Below are 18,005 nucleotides of genomic sequence, written 5' to 3'. Positions count from 1 at the left end.
GTATTCTTATTGCCTTATCTTTGTTATGTGTGCCATTATTGGCATTCTCTGAAAACAAAATCAAAATGGTAACATACTTTCCCGTGCCGTATGTGGCATACAGCAAGATTAACGCCAGCAAACAATTAGACATAGGCCTTACGTCCGCCTGTGAAATGAACCTGGGCTGTTCAGAGTCCGGCGCATTGGGTATTCGCCCGTTACAGGCCACAACCGTCAACCTGAACCGGGGAAAATTAGATTTAAACACGGCTTCTGCCGTAAAAAGCACGAACGTAGCTTTGGGGAGCGGTTCTGGAGAGGCGAATATAGATTTTGCTACAAACCTGCGTATTGGTACGTTAAACAACGGCTATAGCCTGGAAGCTACGGATATGACGGTGGACGAGCTCAAGTTGTTTGCGTCGCATATGCGTACGGGAGGGGAAAAGTTCCCGTCGTGCGCGGCGACGGGTGCCAGCGGAGCGCCGCAGGTATCTTGGCAGAGGGTAAAACTCAAAAATGCGGAAGAAGTGTATCTGGTATGCGGAACGGGTATACCGAGTGAATCAGAACATGAGTATTATATTTATTCTTCAACTGTCACCGCTACCTCTTGTATGACACAAGATGGAACTAAACATGGCTGTACTAATGTAAATTTGTCTGGGGCGTTGAATACGGCTGAGGTCGGGCCGGTTTATCCTTGTCCAGCTGAAATTCAGGCGCATTTAGCAACACACTTACTTCCTCTTCCTGCTGGATGTAGTGTTGGGAATCCTTGTTTGGCTTGCACCAAAACAACATACTTTGATGTTATTGATAGTGCTATGTGTGTTGATTTGTTGGAGGCACCAGTTCCTACTGTCCGTTATACAGTTAAAAACGTTTTATGTAAGAAAAAATCATAAAAGTAGTTTCAAATTGCAGGAAGCTTATTTAATGAAACTCCCCGGGTGGATACACCCGGGGAGTTGTTTGCTTGTACGAACGTCAAGATTAGTTCATCAGCTCCAGCCAGGCTTCTTTTTCGGCCTGGAGTTTGGCCTTGGTTTCGTCGGCTTTTTGCTGGAGTTGTTCTTTGGCTACGTCCGCGGCGGTTTTTTTGCCGCTGGCTACGTCGGCCGCGTTTTTGGCGTCCTGATAGGACTGCTTGGCATCCAACAGTTTCTGGCGGGTTTCGGCGGATTTTTCAAGCGCCTGTTCCAGCGTCATGGTCTGGTTGGCCGTGGTGGCCTGCGTGCCGGAAGTGGAGGCGCAGCCGGCGCCCAGCGCGGCGGCGATTACGGCGAGAAGTAAAGTTTTTTTCATCAGTATGCTCCTTAAACGTAATTTTCTATATCTTATAACATATTTTATAAAAAATTAAACGCGATTTGTCACTTTCTCCCCCCTCTTTTGGCCGTGCGGCAAAATGCGCCGCCGCAAAACTTTGTACAATTAAAAAAACGGCGTAAGGAGATTTTAATATGTATATTGTTGCGGTACTGGCCGGCATCGGCGTGGGATTTTTGTTTGCGTGGCTGTGGCTTTCCGCGCGCGTAAAAGCGCTGGAGGAGCAGGGGCGGCGTTTGGCGGCGTTGGAGCCGGAAACGGAGCGTTTGCGGGCGGAAAATGCGGGCCTTTTGGTGGAGCGGACGCGCCTGGAGCAGGAAAAACTCTCTTTAGAGCGCGAAAAAACGCTGATTGAAAAGAATTTTAAGGATTTGTCTTCCACTTACCAGGCCCAGTTTTCGGAGCTGGCTTCCAAAATTCTGGACGATAAGAGCAAAGGGCTTGAAGCCAAAAATTCCGAGGCTTTGCGTCCGCTTGCGCTGCATTTGGAAAGCTTTGTCAAAAAGGTGGCGGAGATGGAACGCCAGAACACCGCCGTGCAGGCCCGGCTTGAAAAGGGCCTGGCGGACGTGATTAAATCCACGGAAAAAATTGATCAGAGCGCCGTGCATTTAACCAATGCCATCAAGGGCGAATCCATCGTGCGCGGCAGTTGGGGCGAGGAAACGTTAAAACGTATTTTAGACGCGGCCGGTATGAAGGAAGGGCTGGATTATTACCAGCAGGTTTCCGACGAAGGCAAACGCGTGGACGTGCAGATTGCCCTTCCGGGCGACCGCTGGATTGTGGTGGATTCCAAAACCATTTTCAACCATTACGTGCAGTATTTTAACGCCCAGGACCCGAAGGAAAAGGAAACGTTTTTAAGCGAGCACGTAAAAGACGTTAAAAAGACCATCAAGGATTTAAGTTCCAAAAAATATTACAAAAAATTTCAGGCCCAGGGCGACAAAGTCCAGCCCGATTATACGCTGATGTTCGTCTATCCCGAAAGCGCCCTCTTGGCGGCGGTGGAGGCGGACCCGGAAATTTTAAACGAAGCGTGGAAAAACAATATTGCCCTGGTGTCGGCCACGTCGCTGATGAGTACGCTTAAAATGGTGTCCAAGCTTTGGGATATAGACAAACAGCACGAGTATATGGACGACCTGAAGGAAGATATTTTAAAACTGGTGGAAAAGTTTAATGATTTCCTGGTGAACTTTGCGCGCGCGGAGAACGCCGTGGCAACCGCCGCCGACGCCGTAAAAGTGGCACGCGGGCATATTGACGGCAACCGCGGGGCGTTTCTGCCCGTGGCGCAGCGCATTGTGGATATTTACGAAGTCCCCCTCACCAAAGACAACGCGCGCCTGCTCAAGCGTATGAATTACGATTATACGGGGCATAAAGGCAAGGGGCAAACCCCGCCCAAAGAACTGCCGCCCGCCGCGGAAAACGGATTATTCGGCTGACAAAAAACCCGCCTTCACCGGCGGGTTTTTTATCGGACGTCTAAGCGTGTTATTTCTTTTTAAACACCACAAATTTGTTTAAGAAAAAGCTCACCATCGCCACCAAAAACGAACTGATAAGCCCCGCCAGATAGAGGTTTTCCATACCCGCGCCCGTCAGCAGGCGCAGAATGCCCACGTTTAACAGGTAGCACAGCGCGTAGACGGCGAAAAATTTGAAAATCAGGCGGTTGTCCGGGTTGGCGAAAACAAAATTGCCAAATGTTTTAAAGCTGAAAAATATGCCGATAACCGTGGACAAAAACACCGCAAGCGCATAGTGCAGCCCCGCGAAAATAAACAGCGAATACACGCCGTACGCAAAAGCCGTGTTGAGCGTGCCGATAATCAAAAACCGGATAAATTCTTCCGGCAGATGCGTCAGGCGGGCAATAAGCCCGCAGCACTTGGCAAACATTTTTTCTCCTTAACCGCGCGTAAAAAAACGGTCGTGTCCGTCGTCGTCTTTATTGTAATTGTGCCCGTCCGGGTTGTTCCAGGCCCAAAAATGCGCGGCGGTTAAATACAGGCCCAGCGCGGTTAAAAACGCGCTTAGCGCGTAAAACGCGTGGCGCATATGCCATTCGTATCCTTCGGTGCCGAGCCATTTGTGCATATAGTCCCAGTCCGGCAATGTTTCGGGGCCGGCGTTTAAGAGGGTGATGACCGGGTCCAGGCTGCATCCGGCGTAGTGGCCCACGCTGTAGCAGGCGATGGCCAGCAGTAAAATGCATATGTCGGCCTGAATTTCCCTCCCTTTGTGCAAAAACCACAAAAACGCCAGGAACGGCACGCCCAGTTCCATCACCGTGCCGCCCCAAATGGTCCAGGCGAAGTTCCCGCCCGAAATCATCCGGAAAATAGGGTGCCCGGCTTCGTGTATGCCGATGGTCATCAGCCACAGTACGCCCGCAAACGGGCTGTGGCGCGGCCCCACAAACCACTGGTACATAAAGTATGTTGCCGCGGCTATAAATAAAATCCCTTTCCAGCCGTAGCGCCAAAACAGCGGGCCTTTGCGTTCGGGGTCAAAAATATCCCAAAAACGGTTCCATAAATCGCTCATTTATTACTCCTTTTGTAAGACGAACAGATACTCGTAATTTTTATTTTCGTTTATCCACTTTTTCGTCCAGTTCATATCGGCCATAACGTTCTTTTTATAATCAATTTCCAAAAATTTTATCATTTTTCCGTTGTTATGGAGTATATCCAGCAGTTCTTCTTTGGCGGCGCGCCCGCCGGAACTGTAGGAAAGCATAATATAACGCGCGTCCGTCTGCGCCAGCAGTTTTTCAAGCGCGGCCAGCGCAATAAAGCGGCCCGCTTTGTTCTTGCGGAACTCTTCAAACACCGACGCCGCCTGCGCGTCGCGCGAATCGGTCCGGCGGGCGGCCGCGCCAAACGTGTCTGGCCGGTCGTTGCGGACGACGGTGGTCCAAAAATGGTAATACGACGCATAACGCACGCGGCTGGGCGGCATTTTTTCGTTATTGGAGCCGTAGGGCGGGTCAAAATATGCCAGGTCCCAGCGGCGGTTTTGGACGGTTTTAAAAACGTCCTGCGTCAGCACCGTATGCCCCCCGCCGTGTGTAAACCGCGCGGGCAGTTTTAAATATAATTCCCCGGCGGAGCGCGCCGACCAGTGCGAAAGATACGACGAAAAATGCCCCAGCGTACTGTCCACCTTGTCCAGCGCCAGCATAAGGCTCGCGAGCAGGACGCAGGTGTCGGCGTGCGGGAGCCCCAGGCGGTCTATTTCTTCCCGCACCGCGTCTAACTTGCGGGTGTTTTTAAGGCGGAAAGGTTTTTTAGAATCGTTTTCCCCTCCCCCGTAATGCTCGGTAAACCAGCCGTCTTTGCCCGGCAGGGCGTTTAAGTGCGCCAGGAGTTTTTGGTAAAACTCGTCGGGCTTGTCCGCCAGCAAGTAACACGCGGCGAATACGCCGCTCCAGTCCGCCGTGTCGTTGGCGGTAAGCGTATACCCGCTTTGCGCCAGCGCCTGCGCCACGCGCGTGGTGCCGCTAAATCCGTCCAATACCGTTTGTACGCCGGGAAGTTCTCCCGCCAGTTCCAATATATAGGGCAGAAGTTTTAGTTTGGAGCCCGCGTATTTGATGCCTTCGGTGCGGACGGACGCCGTCTGAGGAGCGGTAGTAATCATATGTAATATATTCTACTTGAAATAAAGGGTTTTGCGTACGGATTTTTGCGCGGGGCGGATTTTGTCTACCCCAAAAAAGGGTTAGTTCGGCGCCCGCCCCAATCTGTTTCTCCTCTGGGGGCGCGCAAAACGCGCATAACTAATCCATTTTTAGGGTTGCGGGGGTGCGGACAGAGTGTTACTTTAGAGTTACGGCAAGGGTAAGCCGCGCAGCACCAAAGCAGTACCGGCTGTACAAACAGCCGCATTTGTTCAGAACACGTTTACGGGGGTAAACAGACCATGAGCACCATCAAGACCGCGCTGGCCGTTATGCTGGCTTTTAGCTTTTCGGCCGCTTACGCGCAAAACTATACGGACGCTTCTTCCGCGCCGAAATCTTCGGCCAAGCACGAACAGCGTCTCATGTCCCGCCAGCAGGTGGAAAGCCATCCGTTTTCCGAATTTGGCCAGGGATATTTAAACGCCAAGAACGACCTGGCCGACAAGCTGGGCCTGCAGGTGGGTGTGGACGTATCCTATACCGTGCAGCGCGTGGCGCCTAACGGCAGGCAAACGGCCATCCAGGGTATTTACTACCCTTATTTAACGTGGACCCTGTTTAAAGACCGCGCCCTCGGCTCCGGTACGGTCAACGTCAACTACAACTTAATCCGCTACTGGGGGTCCGAAGCCGCCGTCCTGCAAGACCGCTCCAACGTCGTCAGCGCGTTTAACGACTATTCTTCCAACCAGGAAATTTTCTCGCAGCTTTCTTACACGCACACCCTTCCGGGAGATTTAAACTGGCTGTCCGTTACCGTGGGGCAATTTCCCCTCTACAACTTTGACGGTACGGAATTTTTGGACAACCAGCAAACCGCACTGATGAACTATTCGCTCTCGCAAAATGCGTCTTCGGCTTATCCGAGTGCGTCTTTGGGGGCGTACGTCCAGGCGCAGAACAGCCAATGGACCGTGGCCGCCGGCTATCAGGACGCTACGAACGTCACCGGCGCGCAGATTCACGGCAGAACCGCTTTTGACGGCAAATATACGGGCTTCGGCTCCGTCGCGTGGACGCCTTCCTTCGGGCTGGGCGCGGGGCAGTACGGCGTGCTGTATTACTATCAGCCATCCGTCTCGGCGCAGAACGAAAACGTCAACGGCTGGTCCGTCAACGCGATGCAGAACCTGGGCGACAAGTTCGCCGTATTCGGCCGCGCCAACGGTTCTACGGGCGGCGCGACGGCCATCAAAAATTCGTATGTGATGGGCGCGTCGTGGTTAGATCCGCTGGAACGCAACCCGCAGGACGCCATTACCTTCGGCGCGGCGTACAACCGTTTAAGCGCCAAAGGGATGGGCTATCCCGAGCAGATGCGTTCAAGCGAAACTGTTTTTGAGCTCCAGTGGGTATGGGGCATCGGCAAATTTATAACGGTCACGCCGGACTTGCAGCTCTATCCGAAGGCCGCTTCCAACCCGGACCAGGGGGTAACAACTGTGGTCGGGTTGCGTACAACCGTAATGTTGTAATGGGGTAAAAACAAGCAGTACAAGGAGATAAATACTATGGAAAATAATACGACTACTCTGGGGACCAGATATCCTACGTTAGCTTTCATTTCGGGCGGCGCGGGCCAGGCGTCCGACGGCATTCCGCCTCAGCCTTTTGAGACGTTCTGCTACGACTCCGCCTTACAGCAGGCGAAAATCCAGGACTTTAACGTCATTCCGTACACCTCGGTTTTGCCTAAAGACCTGTACCAGAACATCTATCCGGTTGACGAAGTGGCCAACCAGTTTACGCACGGCGCGGTGCTGGAAGTGATTATGGCCGGCAACGGCGCCAAAATTGAAGACCACAAAGCCATCGCCACCGGGTTGGGCGTCTGCTGGGGTAAAGACAAGAAAGGCAATCTGATTGGCGGCTGGGCGGCCGAATATGTGGAATATTTTGATACTCCCATTGACGATGAAATCGCCAAAGGCCATTGTGAAATGTGGCTCAATAAATCCCTGAACCACGAACTGGAAATCCGCGGCGTTGAAAAACACAGCGAATTCCAGCTTTGGCACAACTACATCAACATTACGCAGCCGTTTGCGTACTGCCTGACGGTAATGGGATTTCTGAACTTTAAATATGCGCCGCTCGCCGTACCGACCGGCAAGAAGGTTCTGGACTGATAAACGTTTGCGGTTGAAAGCGTTTTGGGGGATATATGGGAGATAAAAATAACACGGTTGCCAAGTTAGGGGTAATAGGTCTTGCAGCCATTGTTGTGAGTTCCATGGTCGGGGGCGGGGTTTTCTCCCTCCCCCAAAACATGGCGGCCGGGGCCAGCGCGGGGGCGGTGATTCTCGCGTGGCTGATTACCGGCGTAGGGATGTATTTTATCGCTAACACGTTTAGCGTACTTTCGCGCGTAAAGCCGAACTTAACGTCCGGCATTTACATGTATGCCCGTGAGGGCTTCGGCCCCTATGTGGGGTTTACCATCGGCTGGGGATACTGGCTCTGCCAGATCTTCGGCAACGTAGGGTATGCCGTCATTACGATGGACGCATTAAATTATTTCTTTCCGCCGTATTTTGCGGGCGGCAATAATTTGCTCTCCATCGTATGCGGCTCGCTCTTAATCTGGGTGTTTAACTTTGTCGTGCTGCGCGGGGTAAAGCAGGCGGCTGTTTTAAACGTCATCGGCACCGTGGGCAAGCTGGTTCCGCTGCTGCTGTTCATCCTTATCCTTTTGTTTACGTTCCATATGGATAAGTTTGACTTCAACTTCTGGGGCACGCTTACCGAAGGAGGCAAATCCTTAGGCGGTCTGCCCACCCAGTTAAAGAGTACTATGCTCGTTACGTTATGGGCGTTTATCGGTATTGAAGGCGCCGTGGTGCTTTCAAACCGCGCAAAAAGCCAGTCCGCCGTCAGCAAGGCGACGCTTTTGGGCTTTTTGGGTTGTTTGGTTATTTATATTGGTCTTTCCGTGCTGCCGTTCGGTTTCCTGACGCAGGCGGAGCTGGCCGCGATTCCAAACCCCTCCACCGCCGGCGTGCTTGAAAAAGTGGTCGGTCCGTGGGGCGCGTGGCTGATGAACATCGGGCTGTTGGTGGCGGTTCTTTCGTCCTGGCTCGCCTGGACGATGATCACCGCGGAAATTCCCGCGGCGGCCGCCGAAAACGGCACGTTTCCCAAACAGTTTGCCATCCAGAACAAGAACGGATCGCCGTCCGTGTCTTTGTGGGTAACGAGTATTCTGATGCAGCTCGCCATTTTAATGGTGTATTTCTCTAACAACGCGTGGAATACGATGTTGTCTATTACCGGGGTGATGGTGCTGCCGGCGTATATCGCGAGCACGGCTTATCTGTGGAAACTGACCGAAGACGGCGAATTTACCAAAATTTCGCCTAAAGGACGCGCGGCGGCGCTTATTACGTCTACGCTGGGTACTGTTTACGGCGGCTGGCTGATTTACGCGGCCGGACTCAAGTACCTGTTCCTGGCGGTTATTTTCCTGGCGCTCGGTATTCCGATATTCGTCTGGGCCCGCAAACAGCAAAAAGACGGCCAGCCCGTCTTTAAGGAAGGCGAAGTGGCCGTGGTTACGTTGCTTATCGTGTTCGCCTTGGGCGCAGTCTACGTGTTTTCCAGAGGGCTTGTAAGCATCTAGCGTGCGGACGTAAAACCGCTTAAAAGGCCGGGCTTGATCCCCGGCCTTTTTGTATAATGATTAATTAAAATACCGTTTATTTTATTACCATGACCGACGAAAAATACGAAAAACTCCCCCCTTTTTACGGGGCGCTTAAAAAGTTTGCCAAAAAGAAAGCCGCGCTGTGGAGCACGCCCGGCCACGCCAGCGGCAACGGGCTTAAATCCTGCCCGGCCGGAAAAGATTTTTATGAATTTTTCGGCCATAACCTCTTTTATGCGGACGTGTCCAGCAGTGTGGAAGAGCTGGGCTCCGTTCTGGAGCATCAGGGGCCGCCCGCCGAAGCCGAACGCCGCGCCGCCGAAATTTTTGGCGCGGATGTTACGTTTTTTGTATTAAACGGCACTTCTACGGCGAACAAAGTGGTGTTCTTTGCCACCGTCGCGCCCGGGGATTTGGTGCTGGTCGGGCGCAACTGCCATAAATCCGTTATGCACGCCATTATTATGAACGAGGCCATACCCGTTTATTTAACCCCCAAACCGTGTGCATACGGGCTGATCGGCCCGGTGGGGTTTGAACAGTTTTCCCAAAAATCCATCCGCGCCAAAATAGCGGCCAGCCCGCTGGCGACCAATAAAAAAGCCGCCAAAGTGCAGCTGAGCGTTCTTACCAATTCCACCTACGACGGCGTGATTTATAATGCCGAAAAAGTGAAATCCCTGCTGGCGGGTTCCGCGCGTTTTTTGCTTTTTGACGAAGCCTGGTACGCTTACGCCGCCTTTCACCCGTTTTATGAACACCGCTACGCCATGAGCCTGTGCTTTAAACGCCGCGGGCATTATCCTCCCGTCTTTGCCACGCAGTCCACGCACAAGCTGCTGCTGGCGTTTTCGCAGTGTTCCATGCTTCATTTCAGACAGGGAACCGGCAGTGAAAAACTGGACTTGCGGGGACTTGTGGAAGCGAACTTGATGCACGCCAGCACCTCGCCGTTTTACCCGCTGTTTGCGTCTTTGGACGTGAACGCGCAGATTATGAAGGACAGCGGTTACGACCTGCTAAACAAAGCTTTAAACGCCGCCGTGCGTTTCCGCTCGGCGATTCGCCGCGCCGGGGAACGGTATGCAAAAAAGGGCGAATGGTGGTTTAAAGCGTGGCAGCCGGAGCGCAAACGGCTGGAGCTGGACCCGAAAGACTGGCGTTTAAAACCCGGGGACAAGTGGACGGGGATGGATATTTCGGAAGAGGACGATTTGATACTGGACCCGCTGAAGGTTACGCTGCTGACGCCCGGCGTAAATGCCGACGCGTCCATGACGGACTTGGGTATTCCCGCCTGCGTGGTAAAAAAGTATTTGCAGGCGCGCGGCGTGATTCCCGAAAAGACGGGTTTTTACAATTTGCTTTTCCTGTTTGCTCCGGGGGTAAGTACGGAGCGCGCGGCGGAGCTGTTGCGCATCTTGCACGATTTTAAACTGGAATACGCCGATAATGCCGCCCTGTCCAAATGGTTCCCGGATATTGCCGCGGCCTATCCCGGGCGGTATGAAAAGACGGGCCTTGCCGATTTATGTGCGTCTATGCACGCCTATTTAAAACAGGCCGATATTATGCGCCGTTCGGCTTCGCTTTACAGCGAGCTTCCGGTGCAGGCGGTTGCGCCGCATAAAGCGTATTACGGCCTTTCGGAAGGGAAGACGGAATACGTGCGTCTGGCGGACGCCCCGGGCCGCGTGAGCGTGTTTATGGTGCTTCCGTACCCGCCGGGCGTGCCGGTGATTATGCCCGGGGAGCGTTTCCCCGCGGCGGATTCCCCCGTGATGCGCTTTTTACGCCTAAACGAGGAATTTGACAATCTTTTCCCGGGTTTTGAGACGGAGTTCCACGGCGTGAAAAAAACATGGGAAAACGGCAAAACGGTGTATTGGGTAAGTGTGCTGAACAAAACGAAAAAGGGCAAAGCCGCCTGATTTTAGCCAACAGCTGACGGAGGAGCGCCCCGTTTCCAAGCGGGGCGTTTTCTTGTTCCTTTTTTTGCCGCCGGAGCCGTGCAGATTTTACGATACTTGGCGACATTGTTTAAACAATGTGGCTCAATTCGTCGGATGTGTCCGCATAGCAAACCGCCCTCTGGTGCATCCCCGAATGTTTCTCTCCCAAGTATCTAAAAGCACCGTGTTTTGCTGAGCTCTGGTCAGGCACGCTGCGCGCCGCCAGAGCCCCCAGGCCCGGACCCTGCGGGCGGTTTCATACCCCCTTTGTTGTTCCCCTCTAATTAATAGCACCGCTTATTGCGTTAGCCCTGGTCAGGCCAGAGAAGGGAGCCCAGGCTCTGGGCCCTGCCCCCGGCACTCTGCGAGCGGCTTTTCGGGCTCGCTTTACGGTACTTGGCAACATTATTTAAACAGTGTGGCTTAATTAGTCGGATGGTTCCGTCAGGGAAAGGGAGGGGCGGCTCGCCCCCTTGATTTGTTTTTTTTTTTTGATAAATTGGAAAAAGCACGGCCCGTCTTGCTTGGCGTTTTTATACGGCATCTGCGCCGGGCAAATCTGCGTTTTCCCGGAGTATTTATGAAGAAAGGTTTTACTTTGATAGAACTGCTGGTTGTCGTGCTTATTATCGGTATTTTATCCGCGGTAGCTTTGCCGCAATACACGAAAGCGGTGGAAAAGAGCCGCGTGAGTGAAGCCAAAATACTGCTTAAAAGTTTGTCCGATGCTGAAGATTTATACGTCTTAAGCAATGGGGATTTGTGCGGTACGTGGAAGCTGGAAGACTTGGATATCACACTGCCCGGCACCACGAAAGATGTGGACGGACGGACGCATGTAACCACTAAAAATTTTGAAATTTACGCCGACGAATGCACCTATGGTAATGATCCTGGCGGCGGCCACGCGCTGGATTTGTACGCAGACCGGATTGATAAGGATTATTCCGTCCGCTTTGTAGGCGGCAATTATGACGGCGGCGGCACGCACGGCATTTTTTACTGCTATACGGAACACGACGAAGCAGAACCTTGTTCCCAGGCCGGAGCCGTTAAAAATGCTGACGGGGAGTGGGTCTTTCAATAATCCCGTTATACCTGCGGTTTATTGGCTTTGTGCTCAAATTTTTGCAGTTCCTGAATGATACCCGCCGTCAGCACCGCCGTAGTGATGGCAAACAGCACAAGCCCCATCGCCACCGTGATGGCCGTTATCACGCGCCCAAACAGGGTAATCGGCACCATATCGCCGTACCCCAGCGTGGTGAACGTTTCCAGGGACCACCACAGCGCATCCAGCATATTTTTAAATACGTCCGGCTGGGCGAGGTGCTCCACGCGGTAAATCATAAACGAACTCCACACCCACAGCATTAAAATAAACGCGCCGCAGATGGCCAGTTCGCTTTTCTTTTCGTTGACAACGGTGTTCATCAGCTGGATGGCGTTGGTGTAGCGCATCAGCATTAAAATGCGGAATACGCGCAGCATACGCACCATACCGCTGCCCAAAATAAAGAACGGCGAAATGGCAAACAGGTCAATCAGCATGAGCGGCGTGCACATATATTTAAGCCGCCCAATGATGGGGCGCTTGAAGCGCGGGTCTTCGGTACAGGTGATGACGCGCAGGGCGTATTCCAGCGCAAATACGATGCTCATTGCAAAATCCAGGTGGTAGATAAAGCGTTTGACGGCGGGGCTGACGTCCCCCACGCTTTCAATCACGTCTACGGGCACGCTGAGCAAAATAAGCGTAATAATAAGCGCGTTGAGCGCGACGGTTACTTTACTGCGGTTGTTAAATTGCAAAACATTGTATAAGTAATGTTTGGCGCTGTGTGCGGTTTGCGGCATATACGGTTCCCCCCGTAGTTTAATGTAGCAAAGGCTTTCCTCCGGCGCAAGCCGTTTTTGGGGTTAGAATATTATACAATACCCATATGAAGAGCGATATCCAAACAGCTGTACAACTGATTAAAAACGCCGAATACGGCGTAGTGTTCTCCGGGGCGGGCGTAAGCGTGGAAAGCGGCATTGCGCCGTTTACCGGCGCCGGCGGCCTGTGGAACCGGTACGACCCGAAATATATTGAAATCAATTTTTTTGAAAACAACCCCGCCGAGTCCTGGCGGGAAATGAAAAAGATTTTCTTTACCGATATGGACGAAGCCTCCCCCAATAAAGCGCACGAAGTGATAGCCAAACTGGAAGAGAAAGGCTTTGTAAAGGGCGTGATTACGCAGAATATAGACGGCCTGCACCAGCGAGCCGGCTCCAAAAACGTGCAGGAGTTCCACGGTACGATTCATACGCTTTCGTGCGTAAACTGCGGGCGGAAATACAGGCTGGAAGACGTGAATGTGGAGCAGGTGCCCCCGCGGTGTTTTTGCGGCGGTGTGCTCAAGCCGGATTTTGTGTTTTACGGGGAAGGAATTCCTCCGCTGGCGTATGAAAAATCGCTTGAAATGGCGCAGAACGCGGATGTGATGATTATCGTCGGCACCGCCGGGCAGGTAATGCCCGCGTGTTCCCTGCCGCTTACGGCCAAACAGTTCGGGGCTAAAATTATTGAAGTAAATCCCCTCCCCTCGGCGTTTACGGATGCGGTAACGGACGTCTATTTCCCGGAAAAAGCCGGCGAATTTTTCGCCCGTCTGGAAAAAGAGATGAAGTTATAGAATTTATAGGAAAAAATACCGGGCGTAATACGCGCCCGGTATTTTTTGTCTTTGGAGAGCTTACGCCAGTTGTGCGGCTTCTGCTTTCACGCTTTCTTCGGTGGCGCGCATGGCTTCAATGGTTTTTTCAAACAGGGTTTCCAGCGGCCAGCCCAGCATTTCGGCCCCTTGGGCAATCACGTCGCGCGAGCATCCGGCGGCGAATTTTTTATCTTTAAATTTTTTCTTCAGGCTGGACACTTCCATATCGCTCACGCTTTTGGAAGGGCGCATACGCGCCGCCGCGCCGATAAGCCCGGTCAGTTCGTCGGCGGCGAAAAGCACTTTTTCCATTTCCAGCTCGGGTTTTACGTCGCTTACCAGCCCGTAGCCGTGCGAGCAGACGGCGCGCACCAGTTCCGGCTCGGCGTTGATTTCAGCCAGCAGCTCCGGCGCTTTTTTGCAGTGCTCCTGCGGGAACTGTTCAAAATCCACGTCGTGCAACAGGCCGCAGAGGGCCCAAAAATCGGCTTCTTCGCCGTAGCCGAGCGTATTGGCAAAATGGCGCATAACGGCTTCCACCGTCAGCGCGTGCAAAATATGGAACGGTTCTTTGTTGTATTTTTGTAACAGCGCAAGCGCCTGGGCGCGGGTAAGAGCGGTTTTCATACGGTCTCCTTACGTGTTGAATGATGTAAAAAGTGCGGCGGATAAAGGCCCGCCGCCTTCCCCTCAAAGGGGTAACGGGTACGACAAATCAAAATTGTTTCGGCCGGCTGAAACGCCGGGAATATGCCGGCGTCCGAACGGTTAACCGGCGTGCCGCCGGGCGGAACGCACAGCGTCTAAAATTATAACATATTTACCGCCCGGTAGAAAAACCGTTTGCCGGGCATATAAAAACCCGCCGCAGGGGCGGCGGGCGGAGGTAAAAGGGGCGGGACTACCAGGTGTATTCGTCAATCATAAAAATCCGGACGGACGGGTCCTTCTGGATATGGCGCACCATAAAGGGTTTTTTAAGGCTGGGCCGGCGGGTGGCGGAATAATACACGGCTTTGGGCATATCCGGGAAGTACGCGCGCAGATACGGATATTTGCCAAAGCTGGCCGTTACCGCCGCCGGACGGTACTCCGTCCATTCCGCCAGCGCGCGGCGGTTGATTTCCGCGCGTTTGGCGGGGTCTTTTTCATCCTCGTCAAAGCCGTCGGTCAGCTGCAGCAGAAGCGCGAGGCCCTTTTTGTTAATCAGTTTGGCCGTCGGGCCGGGCACGGTTTCAAATAAAAGGTTTTGCTCCGGCACGTTAAACTGCCGGGCGGTTTGCAGGATTTCATCCAGCTGGGCGGGGGTCAGTTCGGTTTTTAGGTCCAGCCAGTAGGTTTTATCCTGCGGGTTTTTGACGGCGGAAAAAATATCGGCCAGTTTTACCTTGCCGGGCAGGGCGCTTTCGTCGTGCGCCACAAACAGCTCTCCCCCCGCTGTTTCGGGCAGCAGGTCCAGTTCGTAGCCGTTATAACTGCGGTCTTTATTTTTGGCGCGGCGCACGGTATTAACCTGGTGAATAAACAGCCGTTCCTGCGGGGCGTTCCATTGGGCGTGCGGCGCGGCGTGATTGGGTTCCTGCAAGAGTTCAACGGGAGCAAACTTCCATTCGGTATATACATACATAAACGCGGCGTATGCGCCGAGCGAGAAAACCGCCAGCAGGACGGCTGAAAGGATAATTCTGGACCTTCTCATACGGATTCTTCCCCCAACAAGACAAAAAAATACCGCCCGTCGGTACGGGCGGTACGGTAAAACTTAATTGCCGAAGCGGTTGGCGCCTTCGGTGCTGGGCAGAACCAAAAAGACCAGCAAAACCAGCGTGCCGATAAACGGAACGAGGGAGATGAGCAGCCACCAGCCGCTGCGGTCCGTATCGTGCAAGCGGCGCACCGCGATGCCCAGAGAGGGCAGGAGCACGGCCAGGGTAAGCAGGAAATAAATGACGTTACCCACGTCGCCAAAGAAGCTCAGAATCACGCTCAAAACCAAGAACACCAAGAAATTGAACAACACGAACATCCAGTAATTGGTGCGGGTGGCGCGTCCGGCGAAGTTTACGTACTGTTTCTTTAAAACGTCCCAATAATACGTCGTAAATGCCTTCATACATCCTCCTAAGTTATCCGTCTTTTCATAGAATACAATAAAAATGCTTTTATTGGCAACCCCGCGCGCATAAAAAACCCCGGATATAAAATACCCGGGGAAAATATGCAAACGGTTTACATTTTATTCGGCGGCGCCAAGCAATGTGGCAAAGGCGGCCAAGGCGCGGTCTTCATCGCCCGCGTGTTGCTTTAAGTAGCTGCCCAGCGCGATGTCCTTTTTGCTCCAGCCCACCTGGAACGGCAGCTGCAATACTTTTACAACGGCGTCAAACGCTTTTTGGTCGGCGGGTTCAATGGCGGCCCCGTTGAGCGCGGCTTGTTTATTGGCGGCGAAATTTTCCGCCAGCGGTTCGTAAAGGTCTTTCAGCGCGGCTTGCAGTACGGCGGCCGGATCTTCTTTTTTGGATTTTTTAAGATACTTGGCAAACGGAAAGACGTGCGCTTTAAGGAATGCGTCGGCCTGCGGGATGGCGGAGGCTTCGTTGATAATTTTAAGCGTTTCCACCGCGGACATTTTTTGGGTAATGGTGTCGGAAATTTTTTTCTTGGCTTTGTCGGAGAGAACCTGATTGTCTGCGCCGCTCGTTTGGGCCTGGGCCGCGGCGGGAATCATAAAGAGTACTGCCAGCAACATCAGCGAAATTTTTTTCATAATGCTCCTCTTTCGTGTTGGGATGAATATATTATTAGTAAAACAAGTTAAGCCGTATAAAACAAGGGACTTTTGACCTATATTTACCTGGGACTCCGTCCCGTCTATTCGTAAAACTTGGAAAACGTTTTAAACGCTTCTCCCACGCGCGCGGGATTGGCCCCGGCTTTAAGCAGGGTGAAGTTTTCGTCGTAGTGTTCCAGGTTGCCGTAGGCGTCAATCACCGTCAGTTTGTCTTCGGTGCGGACGGCTTTTTTGGTGTAGCTGGAAATAATGGAAAACGGCCTGGGCGCGGGGTCAAACAAATCCTGCCCGATGGAATAATCCCCCGCGGGGTTGACGCAGCCGTAGGCGTGCGCGAGCACGGTGGGCGCCACGTCGTAGTGATTGGTGCGGTAGTTTTTTACGCCGCCCGGCGTGCCCGGCATCCATACGAACATCGGCACATGCGTCTGGTATTTGGCAAAATTGCTGTTGTGGCCCCAGAAATTGTTGCGCGTGTCGTTGATTTCCTGCCCGTGGTCCCCGGTCAGAATGATAAGGGTATTGTCCAGCTCGCCGCGTTTTTGCAGGTCTTTTAACACGCGGTCAATCATCCGGTCCGTAAAATGCATGGAGTTTTTGTAGCGGTTCATATACGGAGCGGGATCGGTGTTTTTGCTGAGCAGAAGGTAGTTCATCTGCTCTCCGGCGGGTTTAAATACGGCGTCTTCGGCGGGATAGTCGCTGCCGTGGGGCGCGTCTAAAAACAGGAAACCGAAAAAGGGTTGTTCCCGGTCGGCGCGGGTATCCAAAAACGCTTCAAAATCCCGGATGGAGTCTATGTCGCGCTCCCATTTTTCCGTCCCTTTGGATTCCAGACGCAGATTGGGAATAGCCGCGAACACGTTTTGGTTAAACTCCGGGCTGTTGAGCTTGCCGCTGCTGTACACGGCGGGTTCGTAACCCAGCTTTTGCGCTTCGCTTACCAAAACGGGCGGCAGGTGGCGGCTGGTAAAATCGTTCCAATACGAATACGGCATGGAGTAAAACAGCGAAAATACCCCCGCTTCGGTGGCGTTGCCGCCGCTTAAATGGTCGGCAAAATACGTTACGCCCTTTTTTTGGCTCCAGGCCCAGAGGTTAGGCATTACTTCGGGCGTAAAACTGTCCGCCCGCCACGATTCCACCAAAAAAACCAGCACATTCATCTTTTGCCCGGGCGTACACGCAAGCGGCGCCAGCGGGTATTTTAAAGTACCCTGTTCGGGCATGGTGTAAGGTTCGCTTTTGGGTTCAAACCCCATCTTGCGCAGGCGGCGGTTGGCGGAAAGCGGATTGGCAAAGGGCAGGCGGTCGCGTTGGGCGGAAATGGTGGGCACCATCATAAAATGCGCCCAGGCGTACATGCCGTTGTAAGCGGTAAAAATCAGCAGCATTGCCGCTGAAACCGCTCCAATGGTTTTATTGCCGGGGCGCAGGCGTTTGCATAATACGCTAAGGCCCCACTGGGCCGCAAACAAAACGGCGGCTCCGGCAAAGGCCAGCACCCAGGTTAAGGCCGGGAATACGAAAATTTCTTTGCCCGCCGGGCCGAAAAACAGCTGCAGCATGGCCGGGCTTATATGAAAACGGTATTGGGAATAGACGAGAATGTCCACGGCGAAGAATAAGGAGAAAAGTCCCCCCCATCCCACGCACGCCGCCTGCAGGGCCCGGGGGCCGATCAGGCGCGCGGGCAGGCTGAGCAAAAACAGTCCCAGTGCAAACAGCAGGATATGCCCGGGGATGAACAGCGCGGTGAACGTCAGGCCGTAGCCGTCGGTAAAAAAGCCGCCGGTTTGAAAGTAGCAAAGCGCGGCCAGACACCATAAAAGCAAATTGATAAACGCAAAAGCGCAGAGGTTTCTGATATTCATAAACAAAGTTAGTCCAGGGTCTCGCCCTA

At 53.1% G+C, this 18,005-nt stretch carries 18 protein-coding genes; 8 read left to right on the top strand and 10 right to left on the bottom strand.

The window, feature by feature from the left end; genetic code table 11:
- A partial coding sequence (locus ACQY36_RS03830; protein WP_428077864.1) for a hypothetical protein occupies positions 1-890 on the top strand: 890 nt, incomplete at its 5' end.
- Between the two features lie 88 nt (positions 891-978).
- Here ACQY36_RS03830 and ACQY36_RS03825 read toward each other — a convergent pair.
- A complete protein-coding gene (locus ACQY36_RS03825) occupies positions 979-1,290 on the bottom strand; it encodes a hypothetical protein (RefSeq protein ID WP_428072120.1) in 312 nt (103 codons plus the stop codon).
- A 158-nt stretch (positions 1,291-1,448) separates the two neighbouring features.
- Here ACQY36_RS03825 and rmuC point away from each other — a divergent pair, with 158 nt between their 5' ends.
- A complete protein-coding gene (rmuC, locus tag ACQY36_RS03820; protein ID WP_428077862.1) occupies positions 1,449-2,768 on the top strand; it encodes a DNA recombination protein RmuC in 1,320 nt (439 codons plus the stop codon).
- A gap of 49 nt (positions 2,769-2,817) precedes the next feature.
- Here the strand turns inward: rmuC and ACQY36_RS03815 are convergent, their stop codons facing one another.
- The 3 genes from ACQY36_RS03815 to ACQY36_RS03805 are packed head-to-tail and all read right to left on the bottom strand — an operon-like array spanning position 2,818 to position 4,971.
- Positions 2,818-3,225, bottom strand: coding sequence for a GtrA family protein (locus tag ACQY36_RS03815; protein ID WP_428077860.1), 408 nt, complete (start codon positions 3,223-3,225; stop codon positions 2,818-2,820).
- 9 nt (positions 3,226-3,234) lie between these two features.
- Positions 3,235-3,873 (bottom strand): hypothetical protein, encoded by a 639-nt coding sequence (locus ACQY36_RS03810; RefSeq protein WP_428077858.1) that lies wholly within the window; start codon positions 3,871-3,873, stop codon positions 3,235-3,237.
- Positions 3,874-3,876: 3 nt separating this feature from the next.
- Positions 3,877-4,971: a DNA adenine methylase gene (locus ACQY36_RS03805; protein WP_428055881.1), complete on the bottom strand. Its 1,095-nt coding sequence runs from the start codon at positions 4,969-4,971 to the stop codon at positions 3,877-3,879.
- A 282-nt stretch (positions 4,972-5,253) separates the two neighbouring features.
- Here ACQY36_RS03805 and ACQY36_RS03800 point away from each other — a divergent pair, with 282 nt between their 5' ends.
- From ACQY36_RS03800 to ACQY36_RS03780, 5 genes are all read left to right on the top strand, one after another.
- Positions 5,254-6,489, top strand: coding sequence for a carbohydrate porin (locus tag ACQY36_RS03800; RefSeq protein WP_428055883.1), 1,236 nt, complete (start codon positions 5,254-5,256; stop codon positions 6,487-6,489).
- 36 nt (positions 6,490-6,525) lie between these two features.
- A complete protein-coding gene (locus ACQY36_RS03795; protein ID WP_428071989.1) occupies positions 6,526-7,143 on the top strand; it encodes a pyruvoyl-dependent arginine decarboxylase in 618 nt (205 codons plus the stop codon).
- Between the two features lie 35 nt (positions 7,144-7,178).
- On the top strand, positions 7,179-8,633 hold the full coding sequence (locus tag ACQY36_RS03790) for an amino acid permease (RefSeq protein WP_428055887.1): 1,455 nt from the start codon (positions 7,179-7,181) through the stop codon (positions 8,631-8,633).
- A gap of 89 nt (positions 8,634-8,722) precedes the next feature.
- Positions 8,723-10,588 carry a lysine decarboxylase gene (locus tag ACQY36_RS03785; RefSeq protein ID WP_428077856.1) on the top strand — a complete coding sequence of 622 codons (1,866 nt, stop codon included), beginning with the start codon at positions 8,723-8,725 and terminating at the stop codon, positions 10,586-10,588.
- Between the two features lie 601 nt (positions 10,589-11,189).
- Entirely contained in the window at positions 11,190-11,696 is a 507-nt protein-coding gene (locus tag ACQY36_RS03780; protein ID WP_428071101.1) for a type IV pilin protein, read from the top strand.
- Between the two features lie 5 nt (positions 11,697-11,701).
- Here the strand turns inward: ACQY36_RS03780 and ACQY36_RS03775 are convergent, their stop codons facing one another.
- Positions 11,702-12,466: an ion transporter gene (locus tag ACQY36_RS03775; protein WP_428055893.1), complete on the bottom strand. Its 765-nt coding sequence runs from the start codon at positions 12,464-12,466 to the stop codon at positions 11,702-11,704.
- An 86-nt stretch (positions 12,467-12,552) separates the two neighbouring features.
- Between ACQY36_RS03775 and ACQY36_RS03770 the strand changes: the two genes are divergently transcribed.
- A complete protein-coding gene (locus tag ACQY36_RS03770) occupies positions 12,553-13,290 on the top strand; it encodes an SIR2 family NAD-dependent protein deacylase (protein WP_428077854.1) in 738 nt (245 codons plus the stop codon).
- A 60-nt stretch (positions 13,291-13,350) separates the two neighbouring features.
- Here the strand turns inward: ACQY36_RS03770 and ACQY36_RS03765 are convergent, their stop codons facing one another.
- The 5 genes from ACQY36_RS03765 to ACQY36_RS03745 all read right to left on the bottom strand — a co-directional run bounded on the left by ACQY36_RS03765 (position 13,351) and on the right by ACQY36_RS03745 (position 17,976).
- A complete protein-coding gene (locus tag ACQY36_RS03765; RefSeq protein WP_428055897.1) occupies positions 13,351-13,938 on the bottom strand; it encodes an HD domain-containing protein in 588 nt (195 codons plus the stop codon).
- Between the two features lie 274 nt (positions 13,939-14,212).
- Positions 14,213-15,010, bottom strand: a complete 798-nt coding sequence (locus ACQY36_RS03760; protein ID WP_428077852.1) for a hypothetical protein — start codon at positions 15,008-15,010, stop codon at positions 14,213-14,215.
- A 63-nt stretch (positions 15,011-15,073) separates the two neighbouring features.
- Positions 15,074-15,424: a DUF805 domain-containing protein gene (locus ACQY36_RS03755; protein WP_428055901.1), complete on the bottom strand. Its 351-nt coding sequence runs from the start codon at positions 15,422-15,424 to the stop codon at positions 15,074-15,076.
- Between the two features lie 123 nt (positions 15,425-15,547).
- Positions 15,548-16,078: a hypothetical protein gene (locus ACQY36_RS03750; protein ID WP_428077850.1), complete on the bottom strand. Its 531-nt coding sequence runs from the start codon at positions 16,076-16,078 to the stop codon at positions 15,548-15,550.
- A 104-nt stretch (positions 16,079-16,182) separates the two neighbouring features.
- On the bottom strand, positions 16,183-17,976 hold the full coding sequence (locus tag ACQY36_RS03745; protein ID WP_428077849.1) for a sulfatase-like hydrolase/transferase: 1,794 nt from the start codon (positions 17,974-17,976) through the stop codon (positions 16,183-16,185).
- Positions 17,977-18,005: the final 29 nt, after the last annotated feature.

The organism is Candidatus Avelusimicrobium alvi (assembly GCF_958451995.1).
Classification (GTDB): Bacteria; Elusimicrobiota; Elusimicrobia; order Elusimicrobiales; family Elusimicrobiaceae; genus Avelusimicrobium; species Avelusimicrobium alvi.
The sequence above is the reverse complement of the archived record's forward strand: the minus strand, read 5'-3'. Positions and strand labels throughout refer to the sequence as shown.

Bases quoted from the DNA above. Each gene is read 5' to 3' on its own strand.
- ACQY36_RS03825 (WP_428072120.1), bottom strand. From the start codon at position 1,290: ATGAAAAAAACTTTACTTCTCGCCGTAATCGCCGCCGCGCTGGGCGCC.
- rmuC (WP_428077862.1), top strand. From the start codon at position 1,449: ATGTATATTGTTGCGGTACTGGCCGGCATCGGCGTGGGATTTTTGTTT.
- ACQY36_RS03815 (WP_428077860.1), bottom strand. From the start codon at position 3,225: ATGTTTGCCAAGTGCTGCGGGCTTATTGCCCGCCTGACGCATCTGCCG.
- ACQY36_RS03810 (WP_428077858.1), bottom strand. From the start codon at position 3,873: ATGAGCGATTTATGGAACCGTTTTTGGGATATTTTTGACCCCGAACGC.
- ACQY36_RS03805 (WP_428055881.1), bottom strand. From the start codon at position 4,971: ATGATTACTACCGCTCCTCAGACGGCGTCCGTCCGCACCGAAGGCATC.
- ACQY36_RS03800 (WP_428055883.1), top strand. From the start codon at position 5,254: ATGAGCACCATCAAGACCGCGCTGGCCGTTATGCTGGCTTTTAGCTTT.
- ACQY36_RS03795 (WP_428071989.1), top strand. From the start codon at position 6,526: ATGGAAAATAATACGACTACTCTGGGGACCAGATATCCTACGTTAGCT.
- ACQY36_RS03790 (WP_428055887.1), top strand. From the start codon at position 7,179: ATGGGAGATAAAAATAACACGGTTGCCAAGTTAGGGGTAATAGGTCTT.
- ACQY36_RS03785 (WP_428077856.1), top strand. From the start codon at position 8,723: ATGACCGACGAAAAATACGAAAAACTCCCCCCTTTTTACGGGGCGCTT.
- ACQY36_RS03780 (WP_428071101.1), top strand. From the start codon at position 11,190: ATGAAGAAAGGTTTTACTTTGATAGAACTGCTGGTTGTCGTGCTTATT.
- ACQY36_RS03775 (WP_428055893.1), bottom strand. From the start codon at position 12,466: ATGCCGCAAACCGCACACAGCGCCAAACATTACTTATACAATGTTTTG.
- ACQY36_RS03770 (WP_428077854.1), top strand. From the start codon at position 12,553: ATGAAGAGCGATATCCAAACAGCTGTACAACTGATTAAAAACGCCGAA.
- ACQY36_RS03765 (WP_428055897.1), bottom strand. From the start codon at position 13,938: ATGAAAACCGCTCTTACCCGCGCCCAGGCGCTTGCGCTGTTACAAAAA.
- ACQY36_RS03760 (WP_428077852.1), bottom strand. From the start codon at position 15,010: ATGAGAAGGTCCAGAATTATCCTTTCAGCCGTCCTGCTGGCGGTTTTC.
- ACQY36_RS03755 (WP_428055901.1), bottom strand. From the start codon at position 15,424: ATGAAGGCATTTACGACGTATTATTGGGACGTTTTAAAGAAACAGTAC.
- ACQY36_RS03750 (WP_428077850.1), bottom strand. From the start codon at position 16,078: ATGAAAAAAATTTCGCTGATGTTGCTGGCAGTACTCTTTATGATTCCC.
- ACQY36_RS03745 (WP_428077849.1), bottom strand. From the start codon at position 17,976: ATGAATATCAGAAACCTCTGCGCTTTTGCGTTTATCAATTTGCTTTTA.